Origin of the sequence: Plantactinospora sp. WMMC1484, assembly GCF_049315195.1 — a bacterium.
Classification (GTDB): domain Bacteria; phylum Actinomycetota; class Actinomycetes; order Mycobacteriales; family Micromonosporaceae; genus Plantactinospora.
Map to the genome: position 1 here is coordinate 2,750,160 of NZ_CP186055.1, position 24,662 is coordinate 2,774,821.

General features: G+C 72.3%; 22 protein-coding genes, 1 pseudogene and 1 riboswitch. Of the genes and pseudogenes, 14 read left to right on the forward strand and 9 right to left on the reverse strand.

All coding sequences use genetic code 11. The features are described from left to right. Positions 1 to 13: 13 nt before the first annotated feature. Entirely contained in the window at positions 14 to 2,608 is a 2,595-nt protein-coding gene (gene pepN / locus ACN28C_RS12210; protein WP_422774638.1) for an aminopeptidase N, read from the reverse strand. 220 nt (positions 2,609 to 2,828) lie between these two features. Here pepN and ACN28C_RS12215 point away from each other — a divergent pair, with 220 nt between their 5' ends. The 3 genes from ACN28C_RS12215 to ACN28C_RS12225 all read left to right on the forward strand — a co-directional run bounded on the left by ACN28C_RS12215 (position 2,829) and on the right by ACN28C_RS12225 (position 5,494). Continuing rightward, on the forward strand, positions 2,829 to 3,458 hold the full coding sequence (locus tag ACN28C_RS12215) for a disulfide bond formation protein DsbA (protein ID WP_422773594.1): 630 nt from the start codon (positions 2,829 to 2,831) through the stop codon (positions 3,456 to 3,458). 173 nt (positions 3,459 to 3,631) lie between these two features. Next, on the forward strand, positions 3,632 to 4,954 hold the full coding sequence (locus ACN28C_RS12220) for a DUF1015 family protein (protein ID WP_422773595.1): 1,323 nt from the start codon (positions 3,632 to 3,634) through the stop codon (positions 4,952 to 4,954). A 63-nt stretch (positions 4,955 to 5,017) separates the two neighbouring features. Then, positions 5,018 to 5,494, forward strand: a complete 477-nt coding sequence (locus tag ACN28C_RS12225; protein ID WP_422773596.1) for a ribose-5-phosphate isomerase — start codon at positions 5,018 to 5,020, stop codon at positions 5,492 to 5,494. Between the two features lie 58 nt (positions 5,495 to 5,552). Here ACN28C_RS12225 and ACN28C_RS12230 read toward each other — a convergent pair whose 3' ends face one another. Beyond that, complete coding sequence (locus ACN28C_RS12230; RefSeq protein WP_422773597.1) at positions 5,553 to 5,855, reverse strand: hypothetical protein; 303 nt, start codon at positions 5,853 to 5,855, stop codon at positions 5,553 to 5,555. Positions 5,856 to 6,073: 218 nt separating this feature from the next. Then, positions 6,074 to 7,363, reverse strand: a complete 1,290-nt coding sequence (locus ACN28C_RS12235) for a GNAT family N-acetyltransferase (RefSeq protein ID WP_422773598.1) — start codon at positions 7,361 to 7,363, stop codon at positions 6,074 to 6,076. A 108-nt stretch (positions 7,364 to 7,471) separates the two neighbouring features. Between ACN28C_RS12235 and ACN28C_RS12240 the strand changes: the two genes are divergently transcribed. Next, positions 7,472 to 8,020: a hypothetical protein gene (locus ACN28C_RS12240; protein WP_422773599.1), complete on the forward strand. Its 549-nt coding sequence runs from the start codon at positions 7,472 to 7,474 to the stop codon at positions 8,018 to 8,020. A gap of 105 nt (positions 8,021 to 8,125) precedes the next feature. Continuing rightward, positions 8,126 to 9,247 carry a glycosyltransferase family 2 protein gene (locus ACN28C_RS12245; protein WP_422773600.1) on the forward strand — a complete coding sequence of 374 codons (1,122 nt, stop codon included), beginning with the start codon at positions 8,126 to 8,128 and terminating at the stop codon, positions 9,245 to 9,247. A 24-nt stretch (positions 9,248 to 9,271) separates the two neighbouring features. Here ACN28C_RS12245 and ACN28C_RS12250 read toward each other — a convergent pair whose 3' ends face one another. Then, positions 9,272 to 10,072 (reverse strand): polysaccharide deacetylase family protein, encoded by an 801-nt coding sequence (locus tag ACN28C_RS12250; protein WP_422773601.1) that lies wholly within the window; start codon positions 10,070 to 10,072, stop codon positions 9,272 to 9,274. Positions 10,073 to 10,311: 239 nt separating this feature from the next. Between ACN28C_RS12250 and ACN28C_RS12255 the strand changes: the two genes are divergently transcribed. From ACN28C_RS12255 to ACN28C_RS12285, 7 genes and pseudogenes are all read left to right on the forward strand, one after another. Next, positions 10,312 to 11,340, forward strand: coding sequence for an SDR family oxidoreductase (locus ACN28C_RS12255; protein ID WP_422773602.1), 1,029 nt, complete (start codon positions 10,312 to 10,314; stop codon positions 11,338 to 11,340). Positions 11,341 to 11,589: 249 nt separating this feature from the next. Next, positions 11,590 to 11,723: riboswitch (cyclic di-AMP (ydaO/yuaA leader) on the forward strand. A gap of 3 nt (positions 11,724 to 11,726) precedes the next feature. Next, positions 11,727 to 12,740 carry a coiled-coil domain-containing protein gene (locus tag ACN28C_RS12260; RefSeq protein ID WP_422773603.1) on the forward strand — a complete coding sequence of 338 codons (1,014 nt, stop codon included), beginning with the start codon at positions 11,727 to 11,729 and terminating at the stop codon, positions 12,738 to 12,740. 126 nt (positions 12,741 to 12,866) lie between these two features. Then, positions 12,867 to 13,394 (forward strand): O-acetyl-ADP-ribose deacetylase, encoded by a 528-nt coding sequence (locus ACN28C_RS12265; RefSeq protein ID WP_422773604.1) that lies wholly within the window; start codon positions 12,867 to 12,869, stop codon positions 13,392 to 13,394. Between the two features lie 316 nt (positions 13,395 to 13,710). Further along, the gene (locus ACN28C_RS12270; RefSeq protein WP_422773605.1) at positions 13,711 to 15,162 is read left to right on the forward strand and encodes an RICIN domain-containing protein; all 1,452 of its coding nucleotides are present in this window, start codon (positions 13,711 to 13,713) and stop codon (positions 15,160 to 15,162) included. Positions 15,163 to 15,301: 139 nt separating this feature from the next. Further along, a pseudogene (locus ACN28C_RS12275) lies at positions 15,302 to 15,601 on the forward strand (response regulator transcription factor); the annotation flags it as partial. Positions 15,602 to 15,672: 71 nt separating this feature from the next. Next, on the forward strand, positions 15,673 to 16,599 hold the full coding sequence (locus ACN28C_RS12280) for an SMP-30/gluconolactonase/LRE family protein (RefSeq protein WP_422773606.1): 927 nt from the start codon (positions 15,673 to 15,675) through the stop codon (positions 16,597 to 16,599). 178 nt (positions 16,600 to 16,777) lie between these two features. Next, positions 16,778 to 18,118, forward strand: a complete 1,341-nt coding sequence (locus tag ACN28C_RS12285; RefSeq protein WP_422773607.1) for an ABC transporter substrate-binding protein — start codon at positions 16,778 to 16,780, stop codon at positions 18,116 to 18,118. A gap of 114 nt (positions 18,119 to 18,232) precedes the next feature. On the opposite strand, the gene ACN28C_RS12290 is transcribed toward ACN28C_RS12285, so the two are convergent. The 5 genes from ACN28C_RS12290 to ACN28C_RS12310 all read right to left on the reverse strand — a co-directional run bounded on the left by ACN28C_RS12290 (position 18,233) and on the right by ACN28C_RS12310 (position 23,645). Further along, the gene (locus ACN28C_RS12290; RefSeq protein ID WP_422773608.1) at positions 18,233 to 18,703 is read right to left on the reverse strand and encodes an ATP-binding protein; all 471 of its coding nucleotides are present in this window, start codon (positions 18,701 to 18,703) and stop codon (positions 18,233 to 18,235) included. Positions 18,704 to 18,842: 139 nt separating this feature from the next. Next, positions 18,843 to 20,183, reverse strand: a complete 1,341-nt coding sequence (locus ACN28C_RS12295) for a hypothetical protein (protein WP_422773609.1) — start codon at positions 20,181 to 20,183, stop codon at positions 18,843 to 18,845. 39 nt (positions 20,184 to 20,222) lie between these two features. Continuing rightward, complete coding sequence (locus tag ACN28C_RS12300; protein WP_422773610.1) at positions 20,223 to 21,860, reverse strand: S8 family peptidase; 1,638 nt, start codon at positions 21,858 to 21,860, stop codon at positions 20,223 to 20,225. Between the two features lie 80 nt (positions 21,861 to 21,940). Continuing rightward, positions 21,941 to 22,672: a hypothetical protein gene (locus ACN28C_RS12305; protein WP_422773611.1), complete on the reverse strand. Its 732-nt coding sequence runs from the start codon at positions 22,670 to 22,672 to the stop codon at positions 21,941 to 21,943. Then, complete coding sequence (locus ACN28C_RS12310) at positions 22,665 to 23,645, reverse strand: acetylxylan esterase (protein WP_422773612.1); 981 nt, start codon at positions 23,643 to 23,645, stop codon at positions 22,665 to 22,667. Before ACN28C_RS12310 ends, ACN28C_RS12305 begins: the two co-directional genes overlap by 8 nt. 261 nt (positions 23,646 to 23,906) lie before the next feature. Between ACN28C_RS12310 and ACN28C_RS12315 the strand changes: the two genes are divergently transcribed. Beyond that, positions 23,907 to 24,326 (forward strand): hypothetical protein, encoded by a 420-nt coding sequence (locus ACN28C_RS12315; protein ID WP_422773613.1) that lies wholly within the window; start codon positions 23,907 to 23,909, stop codon positions 24,324 to 24,326. Beyond that, positions 24,323 to 24,661 carry a hypothetical protein gene (locus tag ACN28C_RS12320; protein WP_422773614.1) on the forward strand — a complete coding sequence of 113 codons (339 nt, stop codon included), beginning with the start codon at positions 24,323 to 24,325 and terminating at the stop codon, positions 24,659 to 24,661. The genes ACN28C_RS12315 and ACN28C_RS12320 overlap by 4 nt, the downstream gene beginning before the upstream one ends. The last annotated feature ends 1 nt before the right edge of the window (position 24,662 follow it).

Genomic DNA, 24,662 nt, shown 5'->3' on the forward strand with positions numbered 1-24,662 from the left:
TTCGGTGGTGCGGTCAGGCCGGTGCGGCGGCGTCCTTGGCGCGGGCCCTGAGCGCGCGTACGACTCCGTCCCGGCCCTCGGCGACCAGCCGGCGCAGCGGCGCCGGATGCCCCGGCTGCGCCAGCCAGGCGTCGGTGGCCCGGACGGTCTCCTCGTTGATCTGGTACGCCGGGTAGGCGAGCATGACGAACTCCTGCGCCGGCTCGCTGTCCCGGCTCGCCCAGACCTGGTCGACGACCTGGAAGAACCGCTCGGCGTACGGGGCGGTCAGCTCGACCTGCGCCGGGTGCTGGAAGCCCTGCAGCAGCGCCCGGTGCCGCCAGTTCGGCAGTATCTCGTCGCCGGTCAGCCCGCGCCACACCGTGGCCTTGTTCTCGGCCGTCGGCACCAGCGCGCGGGCGAGCGCGGCCTCCCGCTCACCGCCCGACGTCCGGTCGGCGGCCAGCTCGGCGTCGATCTCGGCGTCGCCGGCCGCGCCGCCCGCCACCAGGGCGCGGAGCACGGTCCAGCGGAGCTCGGTGTCGACGGTCAGCCCGGCCGGCACCTCGACACCGTCCAGCCAACCCCGGAGCACGGCCAGCTCCTCCTCGGTGCGTGCCGCCGAGGAATAGGTGCGGGCCCAGGCCAGTTGCAGCCCGCTGCCCGGCTCGGCGGCCCGTACCGCGGTCGCCGCGGTACGGGCGAGCTGGGCCCAGCCGGTCGGTGCCCACTCCGGCGTGGCGTACGAGACGAGGGTGGCGGAGACCTGGCGCAGCGTCGCGGTGACGAGGTTGATGTCGGTCTCGGCGGGGAGCCCGGCCAGCCCCAGCGCCACGTAGTCCCGGGCGGCCAGCTCGGCGTCCCGGGCCATGTCCCAGGCCGCGGCCCAGCAGAGACCCCGGGCCAGCGACGACTCGAACGCGGCGATGTGGCGTACCACCGTCGCCATCGAGCGGTCGTCCAGCCGGAGCTTGGCGTAGGTCAGGTCGTCGTCGTTGAGCAGCAGCACGTCCGGGGCGGCCACGCCGGCAAGCTGCGGCAGCTCGGTCCGCTCGCCGGCCACGTCGACCTCGATCCGGTCCCGCCGGACCAGCCGGCCGTCGGTCAGGTCGTAGAGGCTCACCCCGATCCGGTGGGTACGCAGCGTCGGGTGCTCGGCCGGCGCCTCCTGCCGCACCGCCACCGACCGGTACGTGCCGTCCGGCCCGACCGACACCTCGGGGCGCAACGTGTTGACCTGGGAAGTCTCCAGCCACTCGGCGGCAAACTTGCGCAGTTCCCGGCCGGAGGCGGCCTCCAGCTCGCTGAGCAGGTCGTCGAAGGTGGCGTTGCTCCAGGCGTACCTGTCGAAGTAGCTGCGCAGCCCCTGCCGGAACGGCCCCTCCCCGACGTACGCGACGAGCTGCTTGAGCACGCTGGCGCCCTTGGCGTACGTGATGCCGTCGAAGTTGACCTCGACGGCCTCCAGGTCCGGCATCTCGCAGTAGACCGGGTGGGTGGAGGAGAGCTGGTCCTGCCGGTAACCCCAGTTCTTGCGGACGGAGAGGAAGGTCGTCCAGGCGTCGGAGAAGCGGGTGGCGTTGGTGTTGGCCCAGTGGCTGGCCCACTCGGCGAAGGACTCGTTGAGCCACAGGTCGTTCCACCAGCGCATGGTGACCAGGTCGCCGAACCACATGTGCGCCAGCTCGTGCAGGATCGTGTTGGCCCGCTGCTCGTACTCGAAGTCGGTCACCTGGGACCGGAACAGGTAGTGCGCCTCGGCGTGCGTGACGCAGCCGAAGTTCTCCATCGCGCCCGCGTTGAAGTCGGGCACCCACACCTGGTCGTACTTTGGCAGGGGGTAGCGGACGCCGAACTGCTCGTGGAAGAAGTCGAAGCCCTGGGTGGTGATCAGGTTCAGGTCGTCGGAGTCGAGGTGCCGCGCCATGCTGGCCCGGCAGAAGTAGCCGAGGTCGATGCCGTCGTGGCGGTAGCGCACCTCGTGGTACGGGCCGGCGCAGAGCGCGGTGACGTAGCTGCTCATCCGGGCCGACTCGGAGAAGTGGACCGTTTTGGTCTCCGCGCCGGCCGGTTCGGTCTCCGCGCCGGCCGGTTCGGTCTCCGCGCCGGCCGGCTCGTCGGCGCGTACCGGCATGTTGGAGATCACTTGCCAGTGTGCCGGCACGGTGGCGTGCCAGGTGAAGACGCTCTTCAGGTCGGGCTGGTCGAAGCAGGCGAAGACCCGCTGCGCGTCGGCGGTCTCGAACTGGCTGTAGAGATAGGTCTCGCCGTCGACCGGGTCGACGCTGCGGTGCAGCCCCTGCCCACTGGAGGAGTAGAGGAAGTCGGCATCCACGACCAGGGTGTTCTCGGCGGCCAGACCGGTCAGCGCGAGGCCGGCCTCGGCAGACCAGCCGGAGAGGTCGACGGGCGCGCCGTTGAGCGTCGCGCCGCGTACCGAATCGGCCGCCACCTCGATGAAGGTGCTGGCACCAGGCTCGGTGCACCGGAACCGGACCTCGGTTGTCGAACGGAAGGTGCGGCTCTGCGCGCCCTGCCCCGCAGACGACAGGTCCAGGCGGATGTCGTAGCCGGTGACGTCGAGCAGGCGGCCCCGCTCGGTGGCCTCGACCTGGGTCAGGTTACGCACTCCTGGCACGTGAATCTCCATCCATCTTCCCGCTGGCTGTCCCCGTTGACAGCGTCAAGCCATCCCCACGGCTCGACGTCGAGTGTTTCATGCCGGCGGTCCGGGCACCGGTGCTCCACATCACGGTCTCACCCCCACTGTCAACAAGCGGCCGCCGGGGTGAAGATCTGTAGTGGTGCCGCAAATTTCGACCTCATCCGACGGTGAAGGGAGCCGCGCCTTGTCCGAGCGCGCGTCCGTTGACATGTTCTTCGACCCGGTCTGCCCGTGGGCCTGGATCACCTCGCGGTGGCTGCTGGAGGTGGAACGGGTCCGTCCGGTCGACATCCGGTTCCGGGTGATGAGCCTCGCCGTGCTCAACGCGGGCCGGGACGGGCTCCCCGAGGATTACCGGGAGGGCCTGAAAAGCACCTGGGCCCCGGTCCGGATCTGCATCGCGGTCGAGCAGCTGTACGGCTCCGAGGCCGTCGGCAGGCTCTACACCGCGCTCGGCAACCGGATCCACATCGACAGGGAGGAGCGGGGACCGGAGCTGTACCGGGCGGCGCTGGTCGACGCCGGCCTGGACCCGGCACTGGCCGATGTCGCCGGCTCCACCGAGTACGACGAGGCGCTGCGCGCCAGTCACGACGCCGGCATGAAGCCGGTGGGTCAGGACGTGGGCACGCCGGTGATCCACGCCCCCGGCCCGGTGTCCGGAGAGACGGTCGCGTTCTTCGGCCCGGTGATCACCCCGGCCCCGAAGGGGGAGGCGGCCGGCCGGCTCTGGGACGGCGTACTGCTGGTCGCCGGCACTCCCGGCTTCTACGAGTTGAAGCGGACCCGCAACGAGCGGCCGAGCTTCGGCTGAGGTCGGGCTTCGGCTGAGGCCGGGCTTCGGCTGAGCGGCCGAATGCAGGACGCAGGGGCGTCCCGGGCGGCGACGGCGGCACGGCGGCGTGTCGCCGGCCGGGACGCCCACGGGGTGGACAGGGTCGGGGTGTCCGTACGCCGGTTCCGCCGCCGCCGGTAGCGTTCCGACGCATGACGGTCGTGCATCCGATCACCCGAGCCTGGGTCACCACTGGCGGCACCGGCGCACAGAACTACGACGAGTTCGCCGACGACGCCGAGATCACGGCGATCATCCGGGACAATCCATCCAGCGCACTCGCGATCGAGATGCCGCACCGGGCGCCGGAGAGCCTCGGGAGGTCGTTCACGGACGCCCTGCCCGACGCCGTGGCCCGGCTGGCGCGGGCGCGGGCCGACGGCAGCTACACCCCGGCCGAGCAGGTCGTGGTGCTCTACCGGATCACCGCGCCGGGTGAGGAGCCCGGCTACGGGATGTTCGCGATGGTCGACACCGACCAGATCTCCACCAGCGCCGACGAGCCCGGACTGGTGATCCGCAACGAGGACGTCTTCATCGCCAAGGTGCGGGAGCGGGTGGCGCTGGCCGAGGCGACCGGCCACCTCCTCTCGCCGGTGCTGCTGCTTCAGACCGGCAACCGGTCCGGCGGCTTGGCCGGAGCTGACGGTGCCGGCGGGAGCGGCGCACCGGGTGAGGGTGCCGGTGGAAGCGGTGCCGAACCGGGGCGCAACGCCGGCGAGGCGCTGCACCGGGCGCTCGCCGAGGCCACCGACGTGGCCGGCGCGCCCGCCGCGACCGACACCGACCAGGCGGGACGCACCCACGCGATCTGGCTGCTCGGGCCGGGAGCGCGCCAGAGCGAGCTGCTGGCGCTCGCCGGTGCCGGCGAGCTGGTCGTCGCCGACGGCAACCACCGCAGCCTGGCCGCACAGACCGGCGGGCTGCCCCGGTTTCTCGCCGTGGTCACCACCCCCGCCTCAGTGGCGATCCAGCCCTACAACCGGCTGGTCAGCGAGCTGACCAGTACCCCGGAGGAGCTGGTCGACCGGCTCCGCGCGGCCGGGGCCCGGGTCGAGCCGGTGCCGGGCCCGGCGGCGGTGCCGGCCGCAGGCGGCACGATCCAGCTCTACGCGGCCGGCACGACCTACGCGGTCACCCTCCCCGCCGGCTCCGGCGGCGCGGTGGAGAACCTCGACCACGCGCTCGTCGAGCGGGTGCTGCTGCGGGACGCGCTGGGGTTCGACCCCGGCGACAAGCGGATCACGTACGTCGGCGGCGACTACCCGGCGAGCTGGCTGGTCGGCGAGGTCGACGAGGGCCGGGCGGAGTTGGCGATCCTGATCGCTCCGGTGACGGTGCAGGACTTCGTCGCCGTCAACCTGGCCCGGCAGAAGATGCCCCGCAAGAGCACCTGGTTCACCCCGAAGGCCCGGGCCGGGCTGGTCCTGGCCGAGCTGGACCCGGGTACCCCGGAGCGAGGGCTCCCGCTGTGACCCGTACGGCGCCCGCCCGTGCCTGCGCGCGGGCCGCCGTGGCGGGCTGAGAGACTGCCCGGTATGCGCGTCTATCTGGGATCCGACCACGCCGGCTACGAACTCAAGGTGCACCTGGCCAACCACCTTGCCAAGCAGGGCTACGAACTGGTCGACGTCGGGCCGTTCCTCTTCGATCCGGACGACGACTACCCGGTCTTCTGCCTGCACAGCGGCGCGCGGGTGGTGGCCGACCCGGGCAGCCTCGGCGTGGTGATCGGCGGCTCGGGCAACGGCGAGCAGATCGCCGCCAACAAGGTCGTCGGGGTGCGCGCCGCGCTCGCCTGGAACGTCGAGACCGCCCAGCTCGCCCGGGAGCACAACGATGCGAACGTGGTCGCGGTCGGCGCCCGTCAGCACACCCTGGACGAGGCGACGGGGATCGTGGAGGCATTCCTCACCACGCCGTTCTCCGGCAACGAGCGGCACGCCCGGCGGATCGGGCAGGTCGCCGAGTACGAACGCTCGGGCGCGCTGCCGGCACTGCCTGCCGCGTCGTAGCGGCGCTCTGCCGCAGTGTCTTGACGGCGCTCTGCCGGCGTCGCGGTCGAGCGGGCGCTCAGCGCCCGCCGCGCGGCAGTTCGTCGCGGGGCACCCAGTTACGCCGGATCAGCACCAGCCGTTCGGCCGCCTCGGCGAGATCGGCGTCGGTCGGCCGGGCCGCGTCCCGGGCGCGCATCGCCGCGGCGACGCTCACCTGGGAGGCACCCGAGCCGATCAACCCACGGAGGCCGCGTTCGGCATCCCGGTCCTCCCCGGACGTGCCCGGGTCGGCGCCGCGCCGCGCCTCGCCGGCCTGGCCGCCGGGACCGCCCGACGGGTCGTGTCGCAGTCGCCGCCGTCGGCGCTCCGGGTCGGTCACGGCGCCTCCTCACTGCGCTCGGCCATGCGCCCGACCCTACTCCGCACCGCTCGCCGGGTTCCGGCCGTGGCGCGAGCCTGCCGCCGGTCGCCGTCCGGCGCGCGGCTTCCGGCTCAAGGCGCGCGGCTTCCGGCTCAAGGCGCGCGGCTTCCGGCTCAAGGCGCGCGGCTTCCGGCTCAAGGCGCGCGGCTTCCGGCTCAAGGCGCGCGGCTTCCGGCTCAGAAGATCGCAAGACCGACGGGCGCGCGGTGCCAGCCGAACGCGGCGGACGTCCGGGCCAGGGCGTCGGGGTGGAGTTCCCGGACGCGGCCCGCCATGCCCAGTGCCGCCAGGGACGGGCCGCCGAGGTAGGCAGCACCGAGATCGCGTATGTCACAGGCCAACTCGACGGGGTCGTCGGTACGCCGGCACCGGGCCGTCCCGCCGGCAACCGTCAACCGCCACCGTCCCGCGTTCTCCGGCAGCAGCGGGTCGCTGACCTCCAGCACGACGTCGACATCGGCGGCGTACTTACGGGCGGCGAGCGCCGCCGGCAGGTCGACGACCCGGATCCAGAGCCCGGGCGCGAGCACGGCGCCGAGCTGGCGCGGTTCGTCGACCAGGTGCTGCAACGGCTCGTCGACGGCGGCGAGGGGATAGGAGAGGTGCCGGGTCAGGTCGATGTTGAGCAGGAACCGCCACAGCGTCGCGTACGCCGCCGGGTCGGCGGCCACCAGCTCGTCGAGGGTCACCGCCGCCCTCGGTCCGCGCTCGTCCCAGTCGGCGCGGCTGTGCCAGAGGGCGTAGCCGACCGGTCCGTCAGCCGTCTCGGCGAGTACGGCGAGCCGGGGCGTGGCACCGCCGGATCGTGCGGTGCCGCCCTCGGCCAGAACGAACCGCCACCACGGATCGGGCCGGCTGGACCAGCCCGGCCGCTCGGGGCGGAGCCGGTCCCAGAGGGCGGCCAGGACGGGCTGCAGGGCGACCGGGTCGCCGGTGCGGAGCGTGATCGGCGGCGCGCCGGCGGGTCCGGTGCCGGGAGGGGCCTGCCCGGTGCCGTCGGGCTCGACCAGGCGCAGCTCGGCGGTGCGGACGTCGAGCTGCAACCGCTGCGACGCCTGCCCGTAGCCGAACCGGGGATAGATCGGCCCCTCGCTGGCCCAGAGCACTGCGACCGGCTCGTCCCCGGCGGCCAGGATGTCGCGCAACTGTCGCCGCATCAGCCGGCTGAGCAGTCCCTGCCGCCGATGGGTGGCCGCCACCGCGACCCGGGTGACGTGCGCCGCCGGCACCACCGCGCCCGGCACGGTCAGCTCCCGGGTGAACGCCGCCGCGTGCGCCACCACGGCCTCCCCGGAGCGGACCAGCAGGGAGCGGTGGGGCTCGCTGACGGCCCGGGTCGCCTCCGCCACCGCCGGATCGTCGGGGAAACTGTGGAAGGCGGTGTTCAGCAGCGCGGCGATGCCGTCCCAGTCGGCTGCGGTGCCGACCTCTACCGGCGGCGATGACGGGGATCCGGTGTCGGTCACCGCCCCTGTCTAGTCGATCGCCGGTGCCTCGGCGAGCGGTTTAACCGGCTGGCTACCCTCGGAACCGGAACGGGTTCCGGGCCCGCGCGATGGGGAGGACGAGGACAGATGGCAGACCAGACGCAACCGTGGGCCGAGCGGACCGTCGAGATGCCGCCCGACGCGCAACACCCCGGTACGCCGCCGCCGGTGCCCGAGGGCTTCCGGCGGGGCGTGGCGCAGGTCGGGGTGCCCCGGTCGCGTACCGGGCCGGAGGCACCGCACGAGCCGACCGGCACCGGATGGCCGGCGGTCGAGCCGGAGCGGGAGCAGCTCCCGCCGGGCTACCACTGGCGGCAGCTCCGCATCGGGCGCCGCTGGAGCGTGATGGGTGGCCTCTTCGCCTTCGTCTGCTGGGGCATCTGGGCAATCTCGGCGCGGGGCGACCTGACGAGCCCGGTGGTCACCTTCGTGCTGACCCTCTTCGTCGCGGTCGGCCTCTTCGCGTTGGCCCGGCTGGTCGGGCGGGTGATCTGGGAGCGGCAGTTCGGCCGGATCCGCCGCAGCGCCCGAGGGGCGCACCTGGTGACCGGGCTGTTCCTGACCGGGGTCGGGGTGGCGTACCTGCGCCAGACGGAATGGGTGGTCGACCTCTGGAACTGGCTGGCGGGGCTCTGAGCGAGCGACAAGTCACAATTTGGTCACTCGGTAGTTACCGTATGCGTGTCATTGATTACTGGGCGCTATATTCGGGCTCCGTCCTCCCCCCGGAGGTTGCCCGCGGTGACTCTGCTCAGCGTGATCGTTCCGGTGTACCAGGTACGGGAATACCTGGCCGACTGCCTGGACTCCGTTCTCGGCCAGTCCTTCCGTGATCTGGAGCTGGTGGCGGTGGACGACGCCTCCACCGACGGCTGCGCCGCGGTCCTGGCCCGGTACGCCGCCCGCGACCCTCGCCTGGTGGTGGTCACCCTCGGCCGGAACCAGGGGCTCGGTGCGGCCCGCAACACCGGCCTGGCCCGGGCCACCGGCGAGTACGTGTGGTTCGTCGACGGCGACGACTGGCTGCCGGAGGGGAGCCTCGCCGCCGTCGCCGAGCGGCTCACCCGGGCCCGGCCGGACCTGCTGGTCACCGCCTACACCCGGCACTACCCGGGCGGCCGGGCCCGGCACCTGTCGCTCGCCCAGGTCGGGGCCGGCCGCCCGGCACCGGAGACGTTCACCCTGCGGGAGCGGCCCGCCCTGCTCTCGGTGCTGCACATCACCTGCAACAAGGTGATCCGGCGCCGGTTCCTCGTCGACCTGGACCTGCCCTTCCGTCCGGGCTGGTACGAGGACGTCTCGTTCAGTTTCCCGCTGATGCTCGCCGCCGAGCGGATCACGCTGCTGGACCGTTGCTGCTACGCGTACCGGCAGCGTTCGGAGGGGGCGATCACCGCCACGGTCAGTGGCCGGCACTTCGAGGTCTTCGCGCACTGGGACCGGGTCCTGGCCGGCCTGGACGCCGATCCGGAGGTGCCGGCCGACCTGCGTCACCTGATCTTCCAGCGGATGATCTGGCACCTGTTGCAGGTCCTCGGGCATCCCCGCCGGGTGCCGCCGGAGCGGCGTCGGGAGTTCTTCGCCGAGATCGTCACCCGGTACCGGGCGCACCTGCCGCCGGCCGGCTACCAGCCGCCGGGTGGCACGCTCGGGGTCAAGCACCGGCTGCTCGGTCGCGGCGCCTACGGGCTGTTCGCCGCGCTCCAGGTCGCCCGTCGGGCACATCTCGGTGTGGTCGCCCGGGTCCGGCATCCGCTGGCCGGGGCACACCCCGCCGCCGGCTCGCCCGGCCCGGCGCCGACCGTGCCCGGAAGCCGGGCCGCCGGTACGGTCTCCGGCGAGCTGACCGACCGGCCGGGCTGACCGCGAGCCTGGCGGGCCGGTTCGTCAGCGGGCAGTTGTCCGGACCGGATGGACCGGTCGCCGTCGCGCCGCAGCCGGCCCGGGTAGGCCGGGTCCGGGTCGGCGGTATCCGGGCCGGCCGTGTTCGCCGAGCGGGCCGACCTGCCAACCCTGGTGCAGGCACTCGTCGAGCAGGTACGGCAGCGCGGCGAGACTGGCCCGCCAGGCACCGGGCGCCGAGGTGCAGTCGGAGTCGTGCAGCAACACCGTGCCGCCTCCGCCCAGCCCGTCCAGCAGGGTGTCGAGCACCGAGGCGCAGGTCGCCGACCGGGTCCAGTCCCTTCCCCAGCAGGTCCAGAGCACCGGGGTCAGATCCAGCCGGCGGGCGGCGATCAGCGCGGCGGCGCTGAGCACCCCGTACGGCGGGCGGAAGAACCGGGGAACCCGGCCGGTCACCGCGCCGATCAGCTCGTGGGTCCGCGCCAGGTCGCGGTAGGTGGCGCGCGGGCCGCGCAGCAGGAGGTTCCGGTGCCCCCAGCCGTGCACCGCCACCTCGTGCCCGGCGGCGGCGAGATCCAGGCCGAGTTCCGGCGCGCGGGCCAACATGGAGCCGAGCAGGAAGAACGTCGCGCGGATCCGGTGCGCGGCCAGGGCCTCGACGAAGAGTGGGGTGGAGACCGGGTCGGGGCCGTCGTCGAAGGTGAGCGCGACGTGGCCGGGGGAGCCGCGCCCGCTCAGCCGGGGAAAGAACCGCAACCGTACGCCGGGCAGCACCGTCACCGCCGGCACGACCTGGGCGGCCAGCGCGGCACCGACGGTCGTCGCCGGTACCGTGCTGGCACGCACTCGTTCCTCCACCCGCCACACCATCGCGGCTGCGGTTACCCGGGCGCCCGGCGTTCATCCTCACCCGGACGGGTGGCCCCGCTCGTCCGCCGATCCGCTGTCCGAGTTCCGCCGATCCGCTGTCCGAGTCTGGTGCCGCAGGTCGTCGGCCGAGGTTTGTCGGAGCCCGGGCCTGGGTAGCCGGCGCCGTCGACACCGGCGAGATCCGGCCGCCGAGGGCCGGAGGACGGAGGAGACGGATGCGCGGGCGACCTGCGGCACGGGTGGCGGTGGTCACCGGAGCGAGTGCCGGGGTGGGCCGGGCGACGGCCCGGTTGCTGGCCCGCCGGGGGATGCGGCTGGCCCTGCTGGCCCGTGGCGAGACCGGCCTGCACGGTGTGGCCGAGGACGTGCGCGCCAACGGCGGCGTCGCGCTGCCGATCGAGACGGACGTGGCGGACCACTCCCAGGTGGAGGCGGCGGCGGACCGGGCGACCAGCGAACTCGGTCCGATCGACCTCTGGGTCAATGACGCCTTCACCTCGGTCTTCGCGCCGTTCGAGAAGATCGGCCCGGAGGAGTTCCGCCGGGTGACCGAGGTCTGCTATCTCGGCTACGTCTACGGCACCCGGGTGGCACTCGACCGGATGCTCCCCCGCGGCACGGGCACCATCGTCCAGGTCGGTTCGGCGCTGGCCTACCGGTCGATCCCGCTCCAGTCGGCGTACTGCGGGGCGAAGCACGCCATCGTCGGCTTCACCGAGTCGTTGCGCTGCGAGTTGCTGCACGACCGGAGCCCGGTGCGGGTCACCATGGTGCACCTGCCGGCGGTGAACACCCCGCAGTTCGACTGGGTGCTGTCCCGGCTGCGCAACCGCGCCCAGCCGGTGCCACCGATCTACCAGCCCGAGGTCGCGGCCAGGGCGATCGTGTACGCCGCCGACCATCCGGCGCGGCGGGAGTACTGGGTCGGCGCCTCGACCGTCGGCACCATCCTCGGCAACCGGTTCGTACCCGGGCTGCTCGACCGCTACCTGGCCCGGACCGGCTACTCGAGCCAGCAGACGGACCAGCCGACCGACCGGAACCGCCCGGTCAACCTCTGGCACCCGGTCGACGACGGCGGCGGGGCGGACCAGGGTGCGCACGGCTCGTTCGACACGCGGTCGCGGGGGCGTAGCCCGCAACTGTGGCTGTCCCGGCACCGGAGGGCGCTGACCGCCGGGGTGCTGTCGGCGGGTGCGGCCGCCGGTGTGCTCTTCGGCACAGCGCCCTGGCGCCGGCGGTAGCCGGGCAATCACCACCGGCCAACCTGGACGGCTATCCGTACCCCCGCAGGTTACGCGGTTGGTAAATAGCCGACAGCGGATTGTCGATAACTGCGGTCGAAGCACGCCCTTCGATGCCCTCGAGGCGCCACGATTACTGATAGTTGTTGTCTGGCAACGCTATTACCGGAAATCCGGTCTTGCCATTCCGGAAGTGAAACCGGGTATGCTGTCTGCCGTTCAGAGCCGCCGGATACCGCGTGGTGCCGGCGCTGATCGCCGCCTAATCGCCACACGGCGAGCCGGGGACCCACGCACCCCTGGGGTGAATCCGCGAGAGCGGTAGGGACCACTTCCATCCCGAACCCGTCAGCTAACCCGGTCGGCGGCCGACGGAAGGGATACATGTGAGGGCACCCCTACGCCGAAGGCTGGCGACTGCCCTGGCACTGCTCACCGCCGCAGCACTGGTCGTGGTCCCGTCGGAGGCGTCTGCGGCGCCGAAGCCGGCCCCGCAGGAGGAGGCGGACTCGCCGCTCCTCGGTGACGTGCTCGCCAGCGCCGGCAAGCGACTCGCGGAGGCGAAGGCCGAGCTCACCAAGTCCAAGAAGCGGCAGGCCCAGCTCGGCACGCAGTTGCGGCAGGCAGAGGCCAGGCTGGCGGCACTCGCACCGGAGGCGAGCGAGATCGCGGCCGCGTCCTACCGCAGCGGGAAGCTCAGCGCGATCTCGATGCTGTTGGGCAACGGCAGCGCCGGCGAGACCGACTCGTTCATCGAGCGGATGTCGGCGCTCAACGAGCTGAACCTGTTCAACAACAGCAAGCTCCGGTCGCTCAACGAGGCGCGTGAGCAGGTCGGCGCGGCCAAGAAGGCCATCGACGACGAGGTCGCCAAGCAGGCCGCCCAGGAAAAGGTCATCAAGAAGCAGCAGACGGACGCGCAGAAGGCACTCTCCCTGGTGGGCGGCAGGTCGCGTCCGGACAAGGGGCTGGTGTCGGCCACCTCCCCGGTCGCCCGACCCGGGCCGGGGATGGATGACGGCTTCCCGTCGCTGCCGTGCAACAAGGACGATCCCACCACCGGCGGCTGCATCACCGCCCGGACCCTGCACATGTACAACGAGGTACGTCGCGCCGGCTTCAAGAGATTCGTCGGCTGCTTCCGTCCGGGTGGGCCCTTCGAGCACCCCAAGGGACGGGCGTGCGACTGGTCGTTGCGCAACTCCGGGTTCAGTCGGGCCGCCAACGACGACCAGATGAGGTACGGCAACGACCTCGCCGCGTTCCTGATCCGCAACTCGGACCGGCTCGGGATCCTCTACGTGATCTGGTACAGGGAGATCTGGTTCCCGGGCGAGGGCTGGAGATCGTACAGCGGCCCGAGCGACCACACCGACCACGTGCACGTGTCGATGCTGTAGCCGAGCGCCACACCCGACCTTTGATCGATCGCCCCGCCACCCGGTACTCGGGTGGCGGGGCGATCGGCTTTGCGGGCCGGCCTGGTGTCGGGGACGGGGACGCGGCTCGGCTGGCATGATCGGCGGATGGCCGTCATCGACGTCGTCCGGGGTGACATCACCCGGGAGCAGGTGGACGCGGTCGTCACCGCAGCCAACGAGTCGCTGCTGGGCGGCGGTGGTGTGGACGGTGCGATCCACCGTGCCGCCGGGCCCCGGCTGGCCGAGGCGGGCGGGGCGATCGCCCCCTGCCCGCCGGGCGAGGCGATGGCTACGCCGGCCTTCGACCTCGACCCACCCGTCCGGCACGTCATCCACACCGTCGGCCCGATCTGGCAGGGTGGCGGGTACGGTGAGGCCGACGTGCTCGCCTCCTGCTACCGCCGCTGCCTCGCGGTCGCCGACGAGTTGGGCGTCCGCAGCATCGCCTTTCCGGCCATCGCCACCGGGGTCTACGGCTTTCCCGCCGACCAGGCGGCGCGGATCGCGGTCGGGACGCTGTGCTCCACGCGGTCGCAGGTGGAGCGGATCAGGTTGATCGCCTTCGACGAGACGACCCTGACCCTGCTGCGGGCGGCGCTCGACTCGCCGGAGACGAGCACCTCGACCACCTGAAACCCAGAAGCAGTCCGAGGGCCGGGCTGAGCGTCGGGAACCCGAGGGCCGGGAGCGGGATCGCTTGCGGCCAAGGCATTGACAGGCACATATGAGAGCGCTAACTTGACGGAAGGAAAGCGCTTTCCCCGCGAATCTCTTCCGTCCCGATCCCTTCCCGAGCGGACCGTCCGCGCGTCGGCGACCAGCCGTACGACGGGATCTTCCACGCCGCGTGCCCCGACCGGATGTCTCCCGCCGGCGCTGCCGAAGCCGGCGACCGGCCCTCTCGTATGCCGGTCGGTCGCCCGCGACCTACCACCGGAGGCACAGCAGCATGCAACGCATCGACGCACAGCTCGCGGCCGGCCCCCGCCGGCAGTTCTGGCGCCGGCTCCTCGCCGTCCTGGCCGTCGCGGCGGTCGCCGTCACGACCGCCGCCTTCGAGTTCGGCGCGGCACGCCCGGCGGCCGCCGCCACCATCGACGCCGGCGACTGGTACGTCATCGTCAACCGGCACAGCGGCAAGGTCATCGACGTCGCCGACACCTCGACGGCCGACGGCACGATGATCCAGCAGTGGAGTCGCAACGATGGTCAGTGGCAGCAGTTCCGCTTCGAGTCCGCGGGCAGCGGCTGGTGGCGGATCATCGCCCGGCACAGTGGCAAGGCGATCGACCTGTGGGAGTGGTCCACCGCCGACGGCGCCGAGTACCGGCAGTGGCCGGTGACCAGCGGTTACAACCAGCAGTTCTCGGCGGTGACCACCAGCGACGGATACGTCCGGTTCGTCAACCGGCACAGCGGAAAGGCGCTGGAGGTCTGGGAGTGGTCCACCGCCGACGGCGCCCGCATCTCCCAGTACGAAGACCTCAACGGCGCCAACCAGCAGTGGCAGCTCGTGAAGGTGGCCACCGGCGGTGGTGACCCCGGTCCCGGCCCGAGTCCCACCGGGCTGGTCGGCTGGGCCACCCAGGGCGGCGGCACCACCGGTGGCGGCAGCGCTTCCGCGACCACCGTCACCAGCTCCTCCGCGCTCTCCAGCGCGGTATCCGGATCGACCGCCCGTGTCGTCCGGATCTCCGGCAGCATCTCCTGCTCCGGCATGATCGCGGTCGGCTCGAACAAGACGATCGTCGGCAACTCCGGCGCCCAGATCGTCGGCTGCGGCCTGAACGTCAGCAACGCGTCCAACGTCATCATCCAGAACATCACGTTCCGGGACTGGGACGACGACGCGATCAACGTCCAGTACTCCACCCGGGTCTGGGTGGACCACAACAGCTTCACCAACGGGTACGACGGTGCCGTCGACGTCAAGCGAGCCTCGGACTACGTCACCATCTCCTGGAACCGGGTCTTCAACCACGACAAGTCGATGCTGCTCGGGCACAGCGACAACAACGCCGGTGAGGACGTGGGCCGGCTGCGGGTGACGTACCACCACAACTGGTTCGACGGTTCCGGCACCCGGCACCCCCGGGTCCGGTTCGGCAACCCGGTGCACGTGTTCAACAACTACTACTACGACAACGAGTACGGCGTCGCGTCGACGATGAACGCCGGGGTGCTGGTCGAGGGGAACTACTTCGAGAACGTCGAGGACCCGACCCTGGTCGGGTACGCCAGCTCCGACCCCGGCGCGGTGGTGCAGCGCAACAACTACTTCGTCGGCTCCGGCTCACCGCAGAGCGGTGGCGGCAGCGTGGCGGGCATCCCGTACCCGTACACCCTGGACTCGGCGAGCACGGTGAAGTCCCGGGTCACCGGTGGCGCCGGCGCCCGGTAGCCGGCACGCCGCCCAGCACCGGAAGTGCCGGCCGGGCCCGGACAGGGTCAGCCCCTCGTCCGGGCCCGGTCCGGTGCGCCGGATCTCCACCGACCGCCCGCGCGGCCGGCAACATTGAGCGGCCTCTCAGGATTCAACCCTGATCGACCACGTGGCGGGCGTCGCCCCGCACCGCCGTCCCGACCACCGACGCCAGCGGGCCCGGGAACGGTTCGGGCTGCTCTCCGACCGGGAACGGGCGGTCGCCGCCGCGGTGGCGGAGGGGCTGTCGAACGGCGAGATCGCCGACCGGCTGTTCCTCTCCGTCGGCACGGTCAAGGCGTACGTCTCCAGCGCGCTGGCAAAGCTCGACCTGGACAACCGGATCCAGCTCGCGCTGCTCGCCCACGACGCGGGCGACGACGACGCCGGCACCGGGCGGCGGCCGGACGCAGGCTGAGTGAACCCGTCGATGTCCGCGTGCGTGTTCCGGCACGAAGAGTGTCCCAGGAGTACGGATGGAGATCTTTCATGATCCGACGTAATGTCCTGACCGGCTTCGCCGCGCTGGGGATCGCCGCCGCGGTCGGCACCCCGGGGAGGGCGGCCGCGCATCCCGCCCGGAAGCCTTTTCCCGACACGTTCGACCTGCCGGACGGCTGGATGCCGGAGGGGATCACCATCGGTGCGCTGCCGTTCGCGTACTTCGGCTCCCGGGCCGACGGGTCGATCTACCGGGTCGACCTGGCGACCGGCGAGGGACGGGTGATCAGTCGGGGACCGGGGGAGGGCTTTCCCTCGATCGGGCTCAAACTGGACGATCGCGGCCGGCTCTTCGTCGCGGGCGGCACCGCCGGCACCGGCCGGATCGTGGACGCCTGGAGCGGCCGGCTCCTCGCCGACCTCAGCTTCACCGCCGAGCCGAGCTTCGTCAACGACGTGGTGTTGACGCCGCACGCGGCGTACTTCACCGACTCGACGAATCCGGTGCTCTACGTCGTGCCGACCGGGTGGCGCGGTGAGGTGCGGCGGTTGCCGCTCACCGGGGAGATCGCCTACACCACCGGGATCAACGCCAACGGCATCTGCCGGACCCCGGACGGCCGGGCGCTGCTGATCGTGCAGTCCAGCACCGGCCTGCTCTTCCACGTCGATCCCCGCTCCGGGGCGACCCGGCAGGTCGACCTGGGCGGGGAGCTGCTGACCAACGGCGACGGGCTGCTGCTCGAGGGGCGGACCCTCTACGCCGTGCTCAACCGGCTCAACACGGTGGCGGTGCTGCGGCTGTCCCGGGACGGCCGCTCGGGGCGGGTCGTCGAGCGGCTGACCGACCCCCGGTTCGACATCCCGACCACCGTCGCCTCGTACGGCAACCGGCTCTACCTGCCGAACGCGCGCTTCAGCACCCCGCCGACACCGGAGACCCCGTACACGGCGGTGGCCATCCGCAAGCCGTAGCGCGACCGTCCGTCCCGGACCCCGCCCACCTCTCGGGCGGGGTCCGGCCGCTTTCCGCCGCGGCCCGAGGGCGTCCTCTGGAAGAGTTTGACATGCGTCGATCTATCGACTCTCATTGATCGATGGTGACCGGGTGGCTCGCCGGGTCGCCTCGACGAGGGTGTTCCTGGGGGTTGACATGCGTTCACGAGAGGTCGGCCGGCTGCGGGCGGTCGGTGCGACCACGCTGGCCGCGCTGTTGCTGATACCGCTGGCCGGCTGCGGCGACGACGGTGACGGCGGTGACGGCGGCAGCGGTGACGGGAAGACCCTCACCTACTGGGCCAGCAACCAGGGCGCCAGCCTGGAGGAGGACCGGAAGGTCCTGCGGCCGGAGCTCGACAAGTTCGAAAAGCAGACCGGGATCACGGTCGAGCTCGAGGTGATCGGCTGGCCGGACCTGCTCGACCGGATCCTCGCCGCCACCACCTCCGGGCAGGGTCCCGACGTCCTCAACATCGGCAACGCCTGGTCCGCCTCGTTGCAGGCGACCGGGGCCTTCCTGCCGTTCGAGGCGACCGAACTGCAGACGCTCGGCGGTCCCGAGCGGTTCCTCGGGCCGAGCTTCTCGGCGACCGGCGCGGCCGGGCAACCGCCGACCTCGATGCCGCTCTACGGACTGGCGTACGGGCTCTTCTACCACAAGCGGCTCTTCGCCGAGGCGGGCATCGACAGCCCGCCGAAGAACTGGACCGAGTTCGTCGAGGTCGGCAAGAAGCTGACCAGGGACGGCCGGTGGGGGCTGGCGATCGAGGGCGCGAGCCCTCTGGCGAACGCGCAGCACGCCTTCATCCTCGGCCAGCAGCACGGGGTGGACGTCTTCGACACCACCGGCAAGCCGCAGTTCACCACCCACCATCTGCTGATGGCGGTGCAGCAGTACGTCGACCTCATGGCCACGCACAAGATCGTCAATCCGAGCAACGCCGCGTACGGCACCGCCGAGCAGCCGATAGGCGACTTCGCCAAGGGCAGGGCGGCGATGCTGCTCGGGCAGAACGACGCGGTAGGCGTGCTCGCCGCCGCCGGGATGAAGCCCGAGGAGTACGGCGTCGCGCCGATCCCGATCATCGACCCGCTGCCACCGGGCGGCCGGCGGGTGACCAGCCACGTGGCCGGGATCAACGTCTCGGTCCTCAAGGCCACCGACAACCGGGCCGGCGCCCTCGAACTGGTGAAGTTCCTGACCAGCAGCGAGGAGCAGCGGATTCTCAACAAGGCGTTCGGATCGCTGCCGGTGGTCAAGGACGCCTACTCCGACCCGGCCTTCCAGACCCCGCTGAGCAAGGTCTTCCGGGACGTACTGGCGAACACCGCCGCGCCGCTGCCGCAGGTGCCCGAGGAGAGCCGGTACGAGACCACCGTGGGCGGCGCCATGCGGGACCTCTTCGCCAAGGTCGCCAGCGGGCAGCCGGTCGGCGAGCCGGAGATCATGGCGGCGCTCAGCAGGGCCCAACAGGAGATGGACACCGGTGGCTGAACGCTGCGACGCTTCCTGGTGCAGGGGCTGACGGCGGGGCGCGGCGACGTGAGCCGCAGCGGGCCCCGTCCGTACCAGGGACGGGGCGGCAGTGTCATCGGGGGCGGGGAGCGACTAGATGGTGCCGCCCGTCAGATCGCCGTGCGGAACGGCCGGTGGCACGGCCATGCTCAGCCGCACCCGGACGCCGTCCGCACTGCTGTGCAGCTCGACCGTGTCGGCGAGTTCCCGGGCCAGCCAGAGTCCCATCCCGCCGTTGGCGGAGGGCCGGGGGCGGCTGCTGGGCAGATGCGGCAGCGGATCGGCAAAGCCCGCCCCCCGGTCGCGGATTTCGCAGACGAGATGCCCTCTCCGCCAGAGCCGCACTTCGCCCCGCCCGCCGCCGTGCCGGATCGCGTTGGTCATCGCCTCGTTGACCGCGGTCACGAAGTCGTCCAGCCGCTCGCCGGTGAGTCCGGCCGCGCGGAGGCAGTCGGTCAGCCTCCCGCGTATCTCGGTAACTCCTTCGCCGTCGAAGTCGGCGTGGAGAAGCAGAGGACCATGCTGCGTCTCCGTCCGTTGATCCGGCAACGGACCGTCAGTCATGGCGCCTCCAAGATCACCGTGGATTCGTCACGGTACAGCGGACGGTACCCACCGGTGCCGGGGTCAATCAAAGGTGATCGGATATCCGGCCGTCGGGACCCCATCCGCTGGCCGATTGGTGGAACGTCGTCCGATCATGCTACTGAGAGCAAATGGCGCAACACAGAGCGTAGGCAACTTCCCCGCCACTGACGTCACCGTGCGAGCTGACGAACCGGTCCGCCTTCAGATTGTGCACCCGGCCCGGCTGGAAGCGGTAGCCGGCGCCGACCTCCAGCAGATCGACGCCGGGCTGGGCCACCTCCGGCGTCTTCAGCGCCCCGTTGCGCCCGATGCCCCCGTACGGATCGTTCGCGTCGCCCAGGCCGGCGCCGACCTGCCGGGCCAGCCGGGAGGCGGCGGCGTACGCCAGCCCGACCGCCCGGTCGTTGACGGTGTGCGTGATCAGCATCGGCCCGCTGAGGTGTCGGTCGGCCAGCACCGGCCGGAACAGCCCGTCGTCGCCCCGGTCGTTGAAGTTCGCCGCGAAGGCGTGGTGGCTGAACGCCCCCTGCAGCAGGGTGCAGGAGTGCAGCCCACGGTGCCGCGCGGCAGCGGCGGCCAGCACGCGGGCACCGAAGGAGTGACCGGCGAGATGCAGTCGGACCGCCGGTGCCGCCCTGGCCAGCCCGGCCAGCAGCGTGGCGACGCCGCCCGCACCGACCTTTCCTGCCCGGTCCTTCATCGTGTAGTAGGTGGTGACGTTCAACAGACCGCGCGCCTGGCGCAGCACGCCGCCGAAGTCCAGCCCGAGCCAGGCCGCACCGCCGTCCGGCCCCAGCCCGGCCGCGCCGCCCGGCCCCAGCCCGGCCGCGCCGCCCGGCCCCAGCCCGGCCGCGCCGCCCGGCCACACCGGCAGGCCGGCGTCGAACTCCGGACCGCCCGCCGCCGGGAAGACCTCCTCCGGGTCGCCGTCGAGCAGCGCTCTCGGCGGCGGGTCCTCGTCCACCGCCGTGCCGGCCGGAGCCGGCTCGACCGGTACGGCCGGAATCTGCTTCCGCAGGGTGTCGAGGAACTCCCGCCGGGCCTCGGCGGACTCCGCCAGCCTCGGCACCAGCGCGGTCAGCAGGGTGGCCCGGACCGGATCCTCGATCCGGGTCGTGATCGCCTCGGCCAGCGTGGTGGCCTCGTCGGCGACGCCGGCGCCACCGCCGGCCACCTCGTCCTCGTCCGACCAGCGGATCGACGGCCAGAGCGCGCCCACCACGGCCAGGGTCCGGGACGCGGCCCCGGGAACCGCCGGGCGGACCGCCGTCAGGCTGTCGGTCAGCCGTTCGTAGAGGCGGCGGGCCTGCGGGATGTCGTTGTTCCAGCCGTGGCAGAGCACGAGTACGTCGGTCGCGCGGGACGCGGCGACCAGCTCCACCGCGGCCCGTTGCTGGGACTCGTCGTGGACCGCACCGGTGGACTCGATCTCCACCTCGGCGTACGGAAACTGCATCTTCGCACCTCATCCGGACGGGAACGGCAACGGGAACGATCAGACCGACTGGAGGGCCCGCATCGCGTCGATGAGCCCGTGGCCCTGGAACGAGCGATCCCGGCCGAGGTCGGTGGCGGAGTTGAGCAGCGCCCGCTTGACCCGGTGCGGGTGGCCGATGAACTCCTGGTGCACGGACATGAACGCCGCCGCCACGCCGGAGACGTGCGGCGCCGCCATCGAGGTGCCGGAGTTTTCCACGTAGGTGGCGCCGGGAACGCTGGCGAGCGCCTGCTCCAGCAGCCGGCCGGTACCGGCGCTGATCACCCGCTCGCCGGGCGCCACCAGGTCCGGCTTGGCCCGGCCGTCCCCGGTCGGCCCCTTCGAGGAGAAGTAGGAGACGCCGGAGGCATGCGGCCGGCACGAGGTGGCGCCCACGGTGATGGCCAGTTCGGCGTTGCCCGGGTCGTTGATGGTCAGGTCGAAGGCCGTCCGCATCCGCCGACCGCCGGCGTCGATGACGTAGCCGTACCCGGTGTTGCCGGCCGCCGCCACCACGACCACGCCGGACTGGACCAACCGGTTGACCTCCCGGCAGACCGGGCTGAGCCCGGTGGCGAACCAGGTCGGGTCGAAGGGGTAGCCGACCGAGAGGTTGACGCCGTGCACGAGCAACTCCCGGCCGTAGTCGTTGAGTTCCTGGATGTACTCCAGCGCGGCGAGCACCGCCGCCATGTCGCCGGAGCCGTCGTCTCGGAGGATCTTGCAGGAGAGCAGCCGGCAGCGCGGTGCCATCCCGCTGATCGACCGCAGGTGCAGCCGCTCGGCACGCATGCCGCTGCCGTCCGGCTGATAGAAGGTGGCCGCGCTCAGGGGCGCATCGCTCTCCGCGACGATCTGCTCGCCGGCCAGAATCCCGGCCACGTGCGTGCCGTGCCCGGCACGGTCCTTCGTCGCCTCGGCGTCGCTGCCGTCCACGAAGGAGCGGTGCGCCAGCGGCGGGGTCAACGCCAGGTTGCCGTGCCGCTGGAAGTGCGCGTGCCCCTCGTCGATGCCGGAGTCCAGCACCGCCCAGACGATCTCCTGTCCGTACGCGTTGAAGGCGCGGTGTGCCGCCTGGCACTTGGTGGTCACCACCGAGCGGTGGATGAGCGGCTGGACCTCGAAGTTCGGCCAGATCCGGTGGACCGCCGAGCGTGGGGCGGGGCCGGCGCCGACCGTCGAAGCCGGTGACTCCTCGGTTGCCACGCCCTGTCGTGTCGCCTGCTCCGCCAGCTCGGCCTCTGCCTCCGCCCGCTCCTGGGCGACCTCCCCGGCCTCCTCGGCGTCGGCGGCCACCAGGGCGCGGATCTGTGTGGCGGTCAGGGCTGTGCTGACGTAGGAACCGATCGGCTGCACCGGTGTCTCGGCGCCGGCGACCTGCTCGACCAGTTCCTGGACCCGAATCTGCGCCCCGCGCACGCCGCCGAGATAGCGGGTACGAAGCTCGATCACCACCCCGATCGGCGTGTCGCCGGAGGAGCGCATCTGCTCCTGGAGCGGCCGGGCGATGACCGAGTCGGTGACCAGGCTGGGCGAGGTGGGCACCGGCGAGAGACGGCTGGTCCGCTCGCCGCTGCCGGCGCCCGGCTCCGCCGACCCGAACTCGGTGTGCCGTGGCTCCGCCGGACGGCCCGGATCGGCGCTGTCCTGGTCCATCGATTCCTCCCGTCAACTTCCGACTATCCATCGTTTCCCGGTGGAAGGCCGGAGAAAAGTGGCGGACGTGGATCCGACAGTCACCGTCGCGCTGCGGCCCCGGCGCCGAAGGCCGCGCTGGCCAGCGGCACCCGTACCGGCTGGCGGCCGTTGAACCGGAACCGCAGCAGGTCGGCCGTTGCGGAGACCGACACACCGAGGTCGGTGGCGCGGCGGGCCGCCGCCCAGTCCACCAGCGCGGCGGGATCACGCAGCGGCCCGGTGAAGTGGAGCAGGGTGGCGTACCAGATGTCCCGGGAGAAGTCAGCCTCGAACCGGGCGTCGGTGCCGAGTTCGGTGCCGAGCCGAGCAGCGAAGCGGTCCGCCGCCGAGTCGACCGGGTACGCGCAGGCCATCACGCCGGACGGGGTCAGGGTCACACCCCGTAGCTCCAGCCGGACCGGCCGGCTGGCCGCGGCGGCCCGCCGAACCGCCGAGGCGCACCGGCGGACCAGCGGGTCGCCGTCCGGCACGGTGCTCCGGTGCGCCTCGATCGCCCGTACCGTGAAGTGCACCGCCTCCGGCGCACCCGTCGGCCAGTGGTCCGGGCCGGCGATGGCGAGCGCCTCGGCGGTCAGCGCCGACAGCCGGGCGGTGCCGGCCCGGTCCGGCGGCAGGACCACCGACAGCCCCCATCGGCCGCCCTCCACCGGGGGTGAGTCGCGGTAGTGCGTACCCGCCAGGATCGCGTCGCGTCCCCGCTCGAAGAGTCGGTCGAACGCGGTGCCGTAGCCGGTGCCCACCCCGGCGACCTCCCGCCCCGGGCTACTCACCGTCGTCGAAGAGCCGGCGGAGCAGTCCGGCCTGCCGGGGGAACTGGAAACCGGCACCCCCCTCGTGCCCGTTGTACGGCCACACGGTGATCTCCTTCTCCGCCCCGGCGTAGTGGTTGTAGGCGGCGTAGACGGTCGAGGGCGGGCAGACCGCGTCCATCAGCGCGACCGAGAAGAGCGCCGGTGCGCCGGCCCGGCTGGCGAAGTTGAGCCCGTCGAAGTAGCTGAGGGTGCGGAACGCCTGCTCGACGTCGCCCCGGTGCGTCCGGAGATACGTCACCAACTCCTGGTACGGCATGGCATCGGTGATCTCGGTCGCTCGCCGGTAGTGGCAGAGGAAGGGCACGTTCGGCAGCACCGCCGCGAGCCCGTCCACCAGGCCGGAGACCGCGATGCTGATCCCGCCGCCCTGGCTGGCACCGGCCACCACCACCCGGTCCGGGTCGACCCGCGGATGTGCCCGGGCGGCGTCCACGGCCCGGACCGCGTCGGTGAAGACCCGGCGGTAGTAGTAGGCGGCGGGGTCGGGGAGACCACGGGTCATGAAGCCGGGGGTCTGGGGCAGGCCGACCGGGTCCGGATCGGGGGTGTCGCCGACGAGATAGCCGTTGCTGCCCTGGCCCCGGGTGTCCATCACCAGGTGCGCGTAACCGGCGGCGCTCCACGCCAGCCATTCGTGCGGCAGGCCGCGCCCTCCGCCGTACCCGATGTATTCGACCACGCAGGGGAGCCGGCCGTTGCGGTGCCGGGGGAGCAGGAACCAGCCCCGTACCGGCTGGCCGGCGAAGCCGGAGAAGGTGACGTCGAAGACGTCGACGGTGGCCAGCCCGGCGTCGTACGGCTCGAACCGGGCCGGCGTGCCGGCGTCCCGTGCCTGGCGCAGGGTCTCCGCCCAGAATTCGTCGAAATCGGCCGGCTCATCGCGTTTCGGCAGATAGTCGCGCAGCCGGTCCAGTGGCCAGTCGACAAGCATCACCGTCTCCTCTCGTCGTCGCGGGCCGGGGGTGCGGCGCCGCGAGCGGCCCCGGCCGCGAGCCGGGGTTGTCTCGAAGCCGGAGGGTAACGGCCGGGCGGGCGGCTCCGATCTCCCGGGCTGCCGCCGGAAACGCTCCCGTCGGCCCGGTGGAAGCACCGGGATTGACGATTGCCCCGGTATCGATGGGCCGTTAGGTTCGAGATTCCGGCGGAGACGGCGCGCGGCTCTACCGCCGCCGGGACGGTGGGGAGGCGTCGGTTGTCTGATCTGTGGCACGTCCTGGGTGACCTCGACCGGTTGATGGAGTCCGTCCAGCGCGAGGCGGACGCGGCCCGCGACCGGCAGCAGACGACACAGGGCTCGGCCTCCGGCAGCGCTCTGGACGGCCGGGTGAGCGTGCGGCTCGCCGCCGACGGGCGGGTCGCCGAGCTCCGGCTCGCCGACGAGGTGATGGGCATGCGCGCCGGCGAGCTCGCCGAGGGGATCACCACGGCGTTCCACGAGGCATGGCTCGCCGCGCGCTCCGACGACCCGGCGGCCGCCGCCGCGACCGCGGTGGATCCGGCGGCCCTGGCGGAACAGATCCGCGAGGTACGGGAGCAGGGCATGCGGAGCATGCGGGCGATCACCGAGTCGCTGACGGACGCCATGGCCCGGATCGAACGGCGGGCCCGGTGACCGCGTCGACGGAGGTCTCCCCGGAAGGGCTCTGGCGTTCCTCCGACGAGCTTGCCGAGGTCGGCGCGCGGACCGACGCGCTGCTCGACACGTTCCAGCAACGGCTGGACTCGTGCGGCGAGCCGTGGGGCACCGACGAGCTGGGCGCGGCCATCGGCGGCGTCTACGGCGCTGCGCACGCCATGGCGATGAACTGCTACAACTCCAATCTCGACACGATGGACGGCTACGCCGAACGGTTGGGCGTGGTGGCATTCCTCTTCGCCGAGGCGGACCAGGACAGCAGGGCGCAGGCCCGGGCCCTGCTCGACAGCCAGTGGTTCAGCCAACCGTAGG

What these genes read in the sequence shown, in the direction of transcription:
- ACN28C_RS12220 (WP_422773595.1), top strand. Translation starts at nt 3,632, where the DNA reads ATGACGGTCGTGCATCCGATCACCCGAGCCTGGGTCACCACTGGCGGC.
- ACN28C_RS12225 (WP_422773596.1), top strand. Translation starts at nt 5,018, where the DNA reads ATGCGCGTCTATCTGGGATCCGACCACGCCGGCTACGAACTCAAGGTG.
- ACN28C_RS12240 (WP_422773599.1), top strand. Translation starts at nt 7,472, where the DNA reads ATGGCAGACCAGACGCAACCGTGGGCCGAGCGGACCGTCGAGATGCCG.
- ACN28C_RS12255 (WP_422773602.1), top strand. Translation starts at nt 10,312, where the DNA reads ATGCGCGGGCGACCTGCGGCACGGGTGGCGGTGGTCACCGGAGCGAGT.
- ACN28C_RS12265 (WP_422773604.1), top strand. Translation starts at nt 12,867, where the DNA reads ATGGCCGTCATCGACGTCGTCCGGGGTGACATCACCCGGGAGCAGGTG.
- ACN28C_RS12270 (WP_422773605.1), top strand. Translation starts at nt 13,711, where the DNA reads ATGCAACGCATCGACGCACAGCTCGCGGCCGGCCCCCGCCGGCAGTTC.
- ACN28C_RS12280 (WP_422773606.1), top strand. Translation starts at nt 15,673, where the DNA reads ATGATCCGACGTAATGTCCTGACCGGCTTCGCCGCGCTGGGGATCGCC.
- ACN28C_RS12285 (WP_422773607.1), top strand. Translation starts at nt 16,778, where the DNA reads ATGCGTTCACGAGAGGTCGGCCGGCTGCGGGCGGTCGGTGCGACCACG.
- ACN28C_RS12290 (WP_422773608.1), bottom strand. Translation starts at nt 18,703, where the DNA reads ATGACTGACGGTCCGTTGCCGGATCAACGGACGGAGACGCAGCATGGT.
- ACN28C_RS12295 (WP_422773609.1), bottom strand. Translation starts at nt 20,183, where the DNA reads ATGCAGTTTCCGTACGCCGAGGTGGAGATCGAGTCCACCGGTGCGGTC.
- ACN28C_RS12300 (WP_422773610.1), bottom strand. Translation starts at nt 21,860, where the DNA reads ATGGACCAGGACAGCGCCGATCCGGGCCGTCCGGCGGAGCCACGGCAC.
- ACN28C_RS12310 (WP_422773612.1), bottom strand. Translation starts at nt 23,645, where the DNA reads ATGCTTGTCGACTGGCCACTGGACCGGCTGCGCGACTATCTGCCGAAA.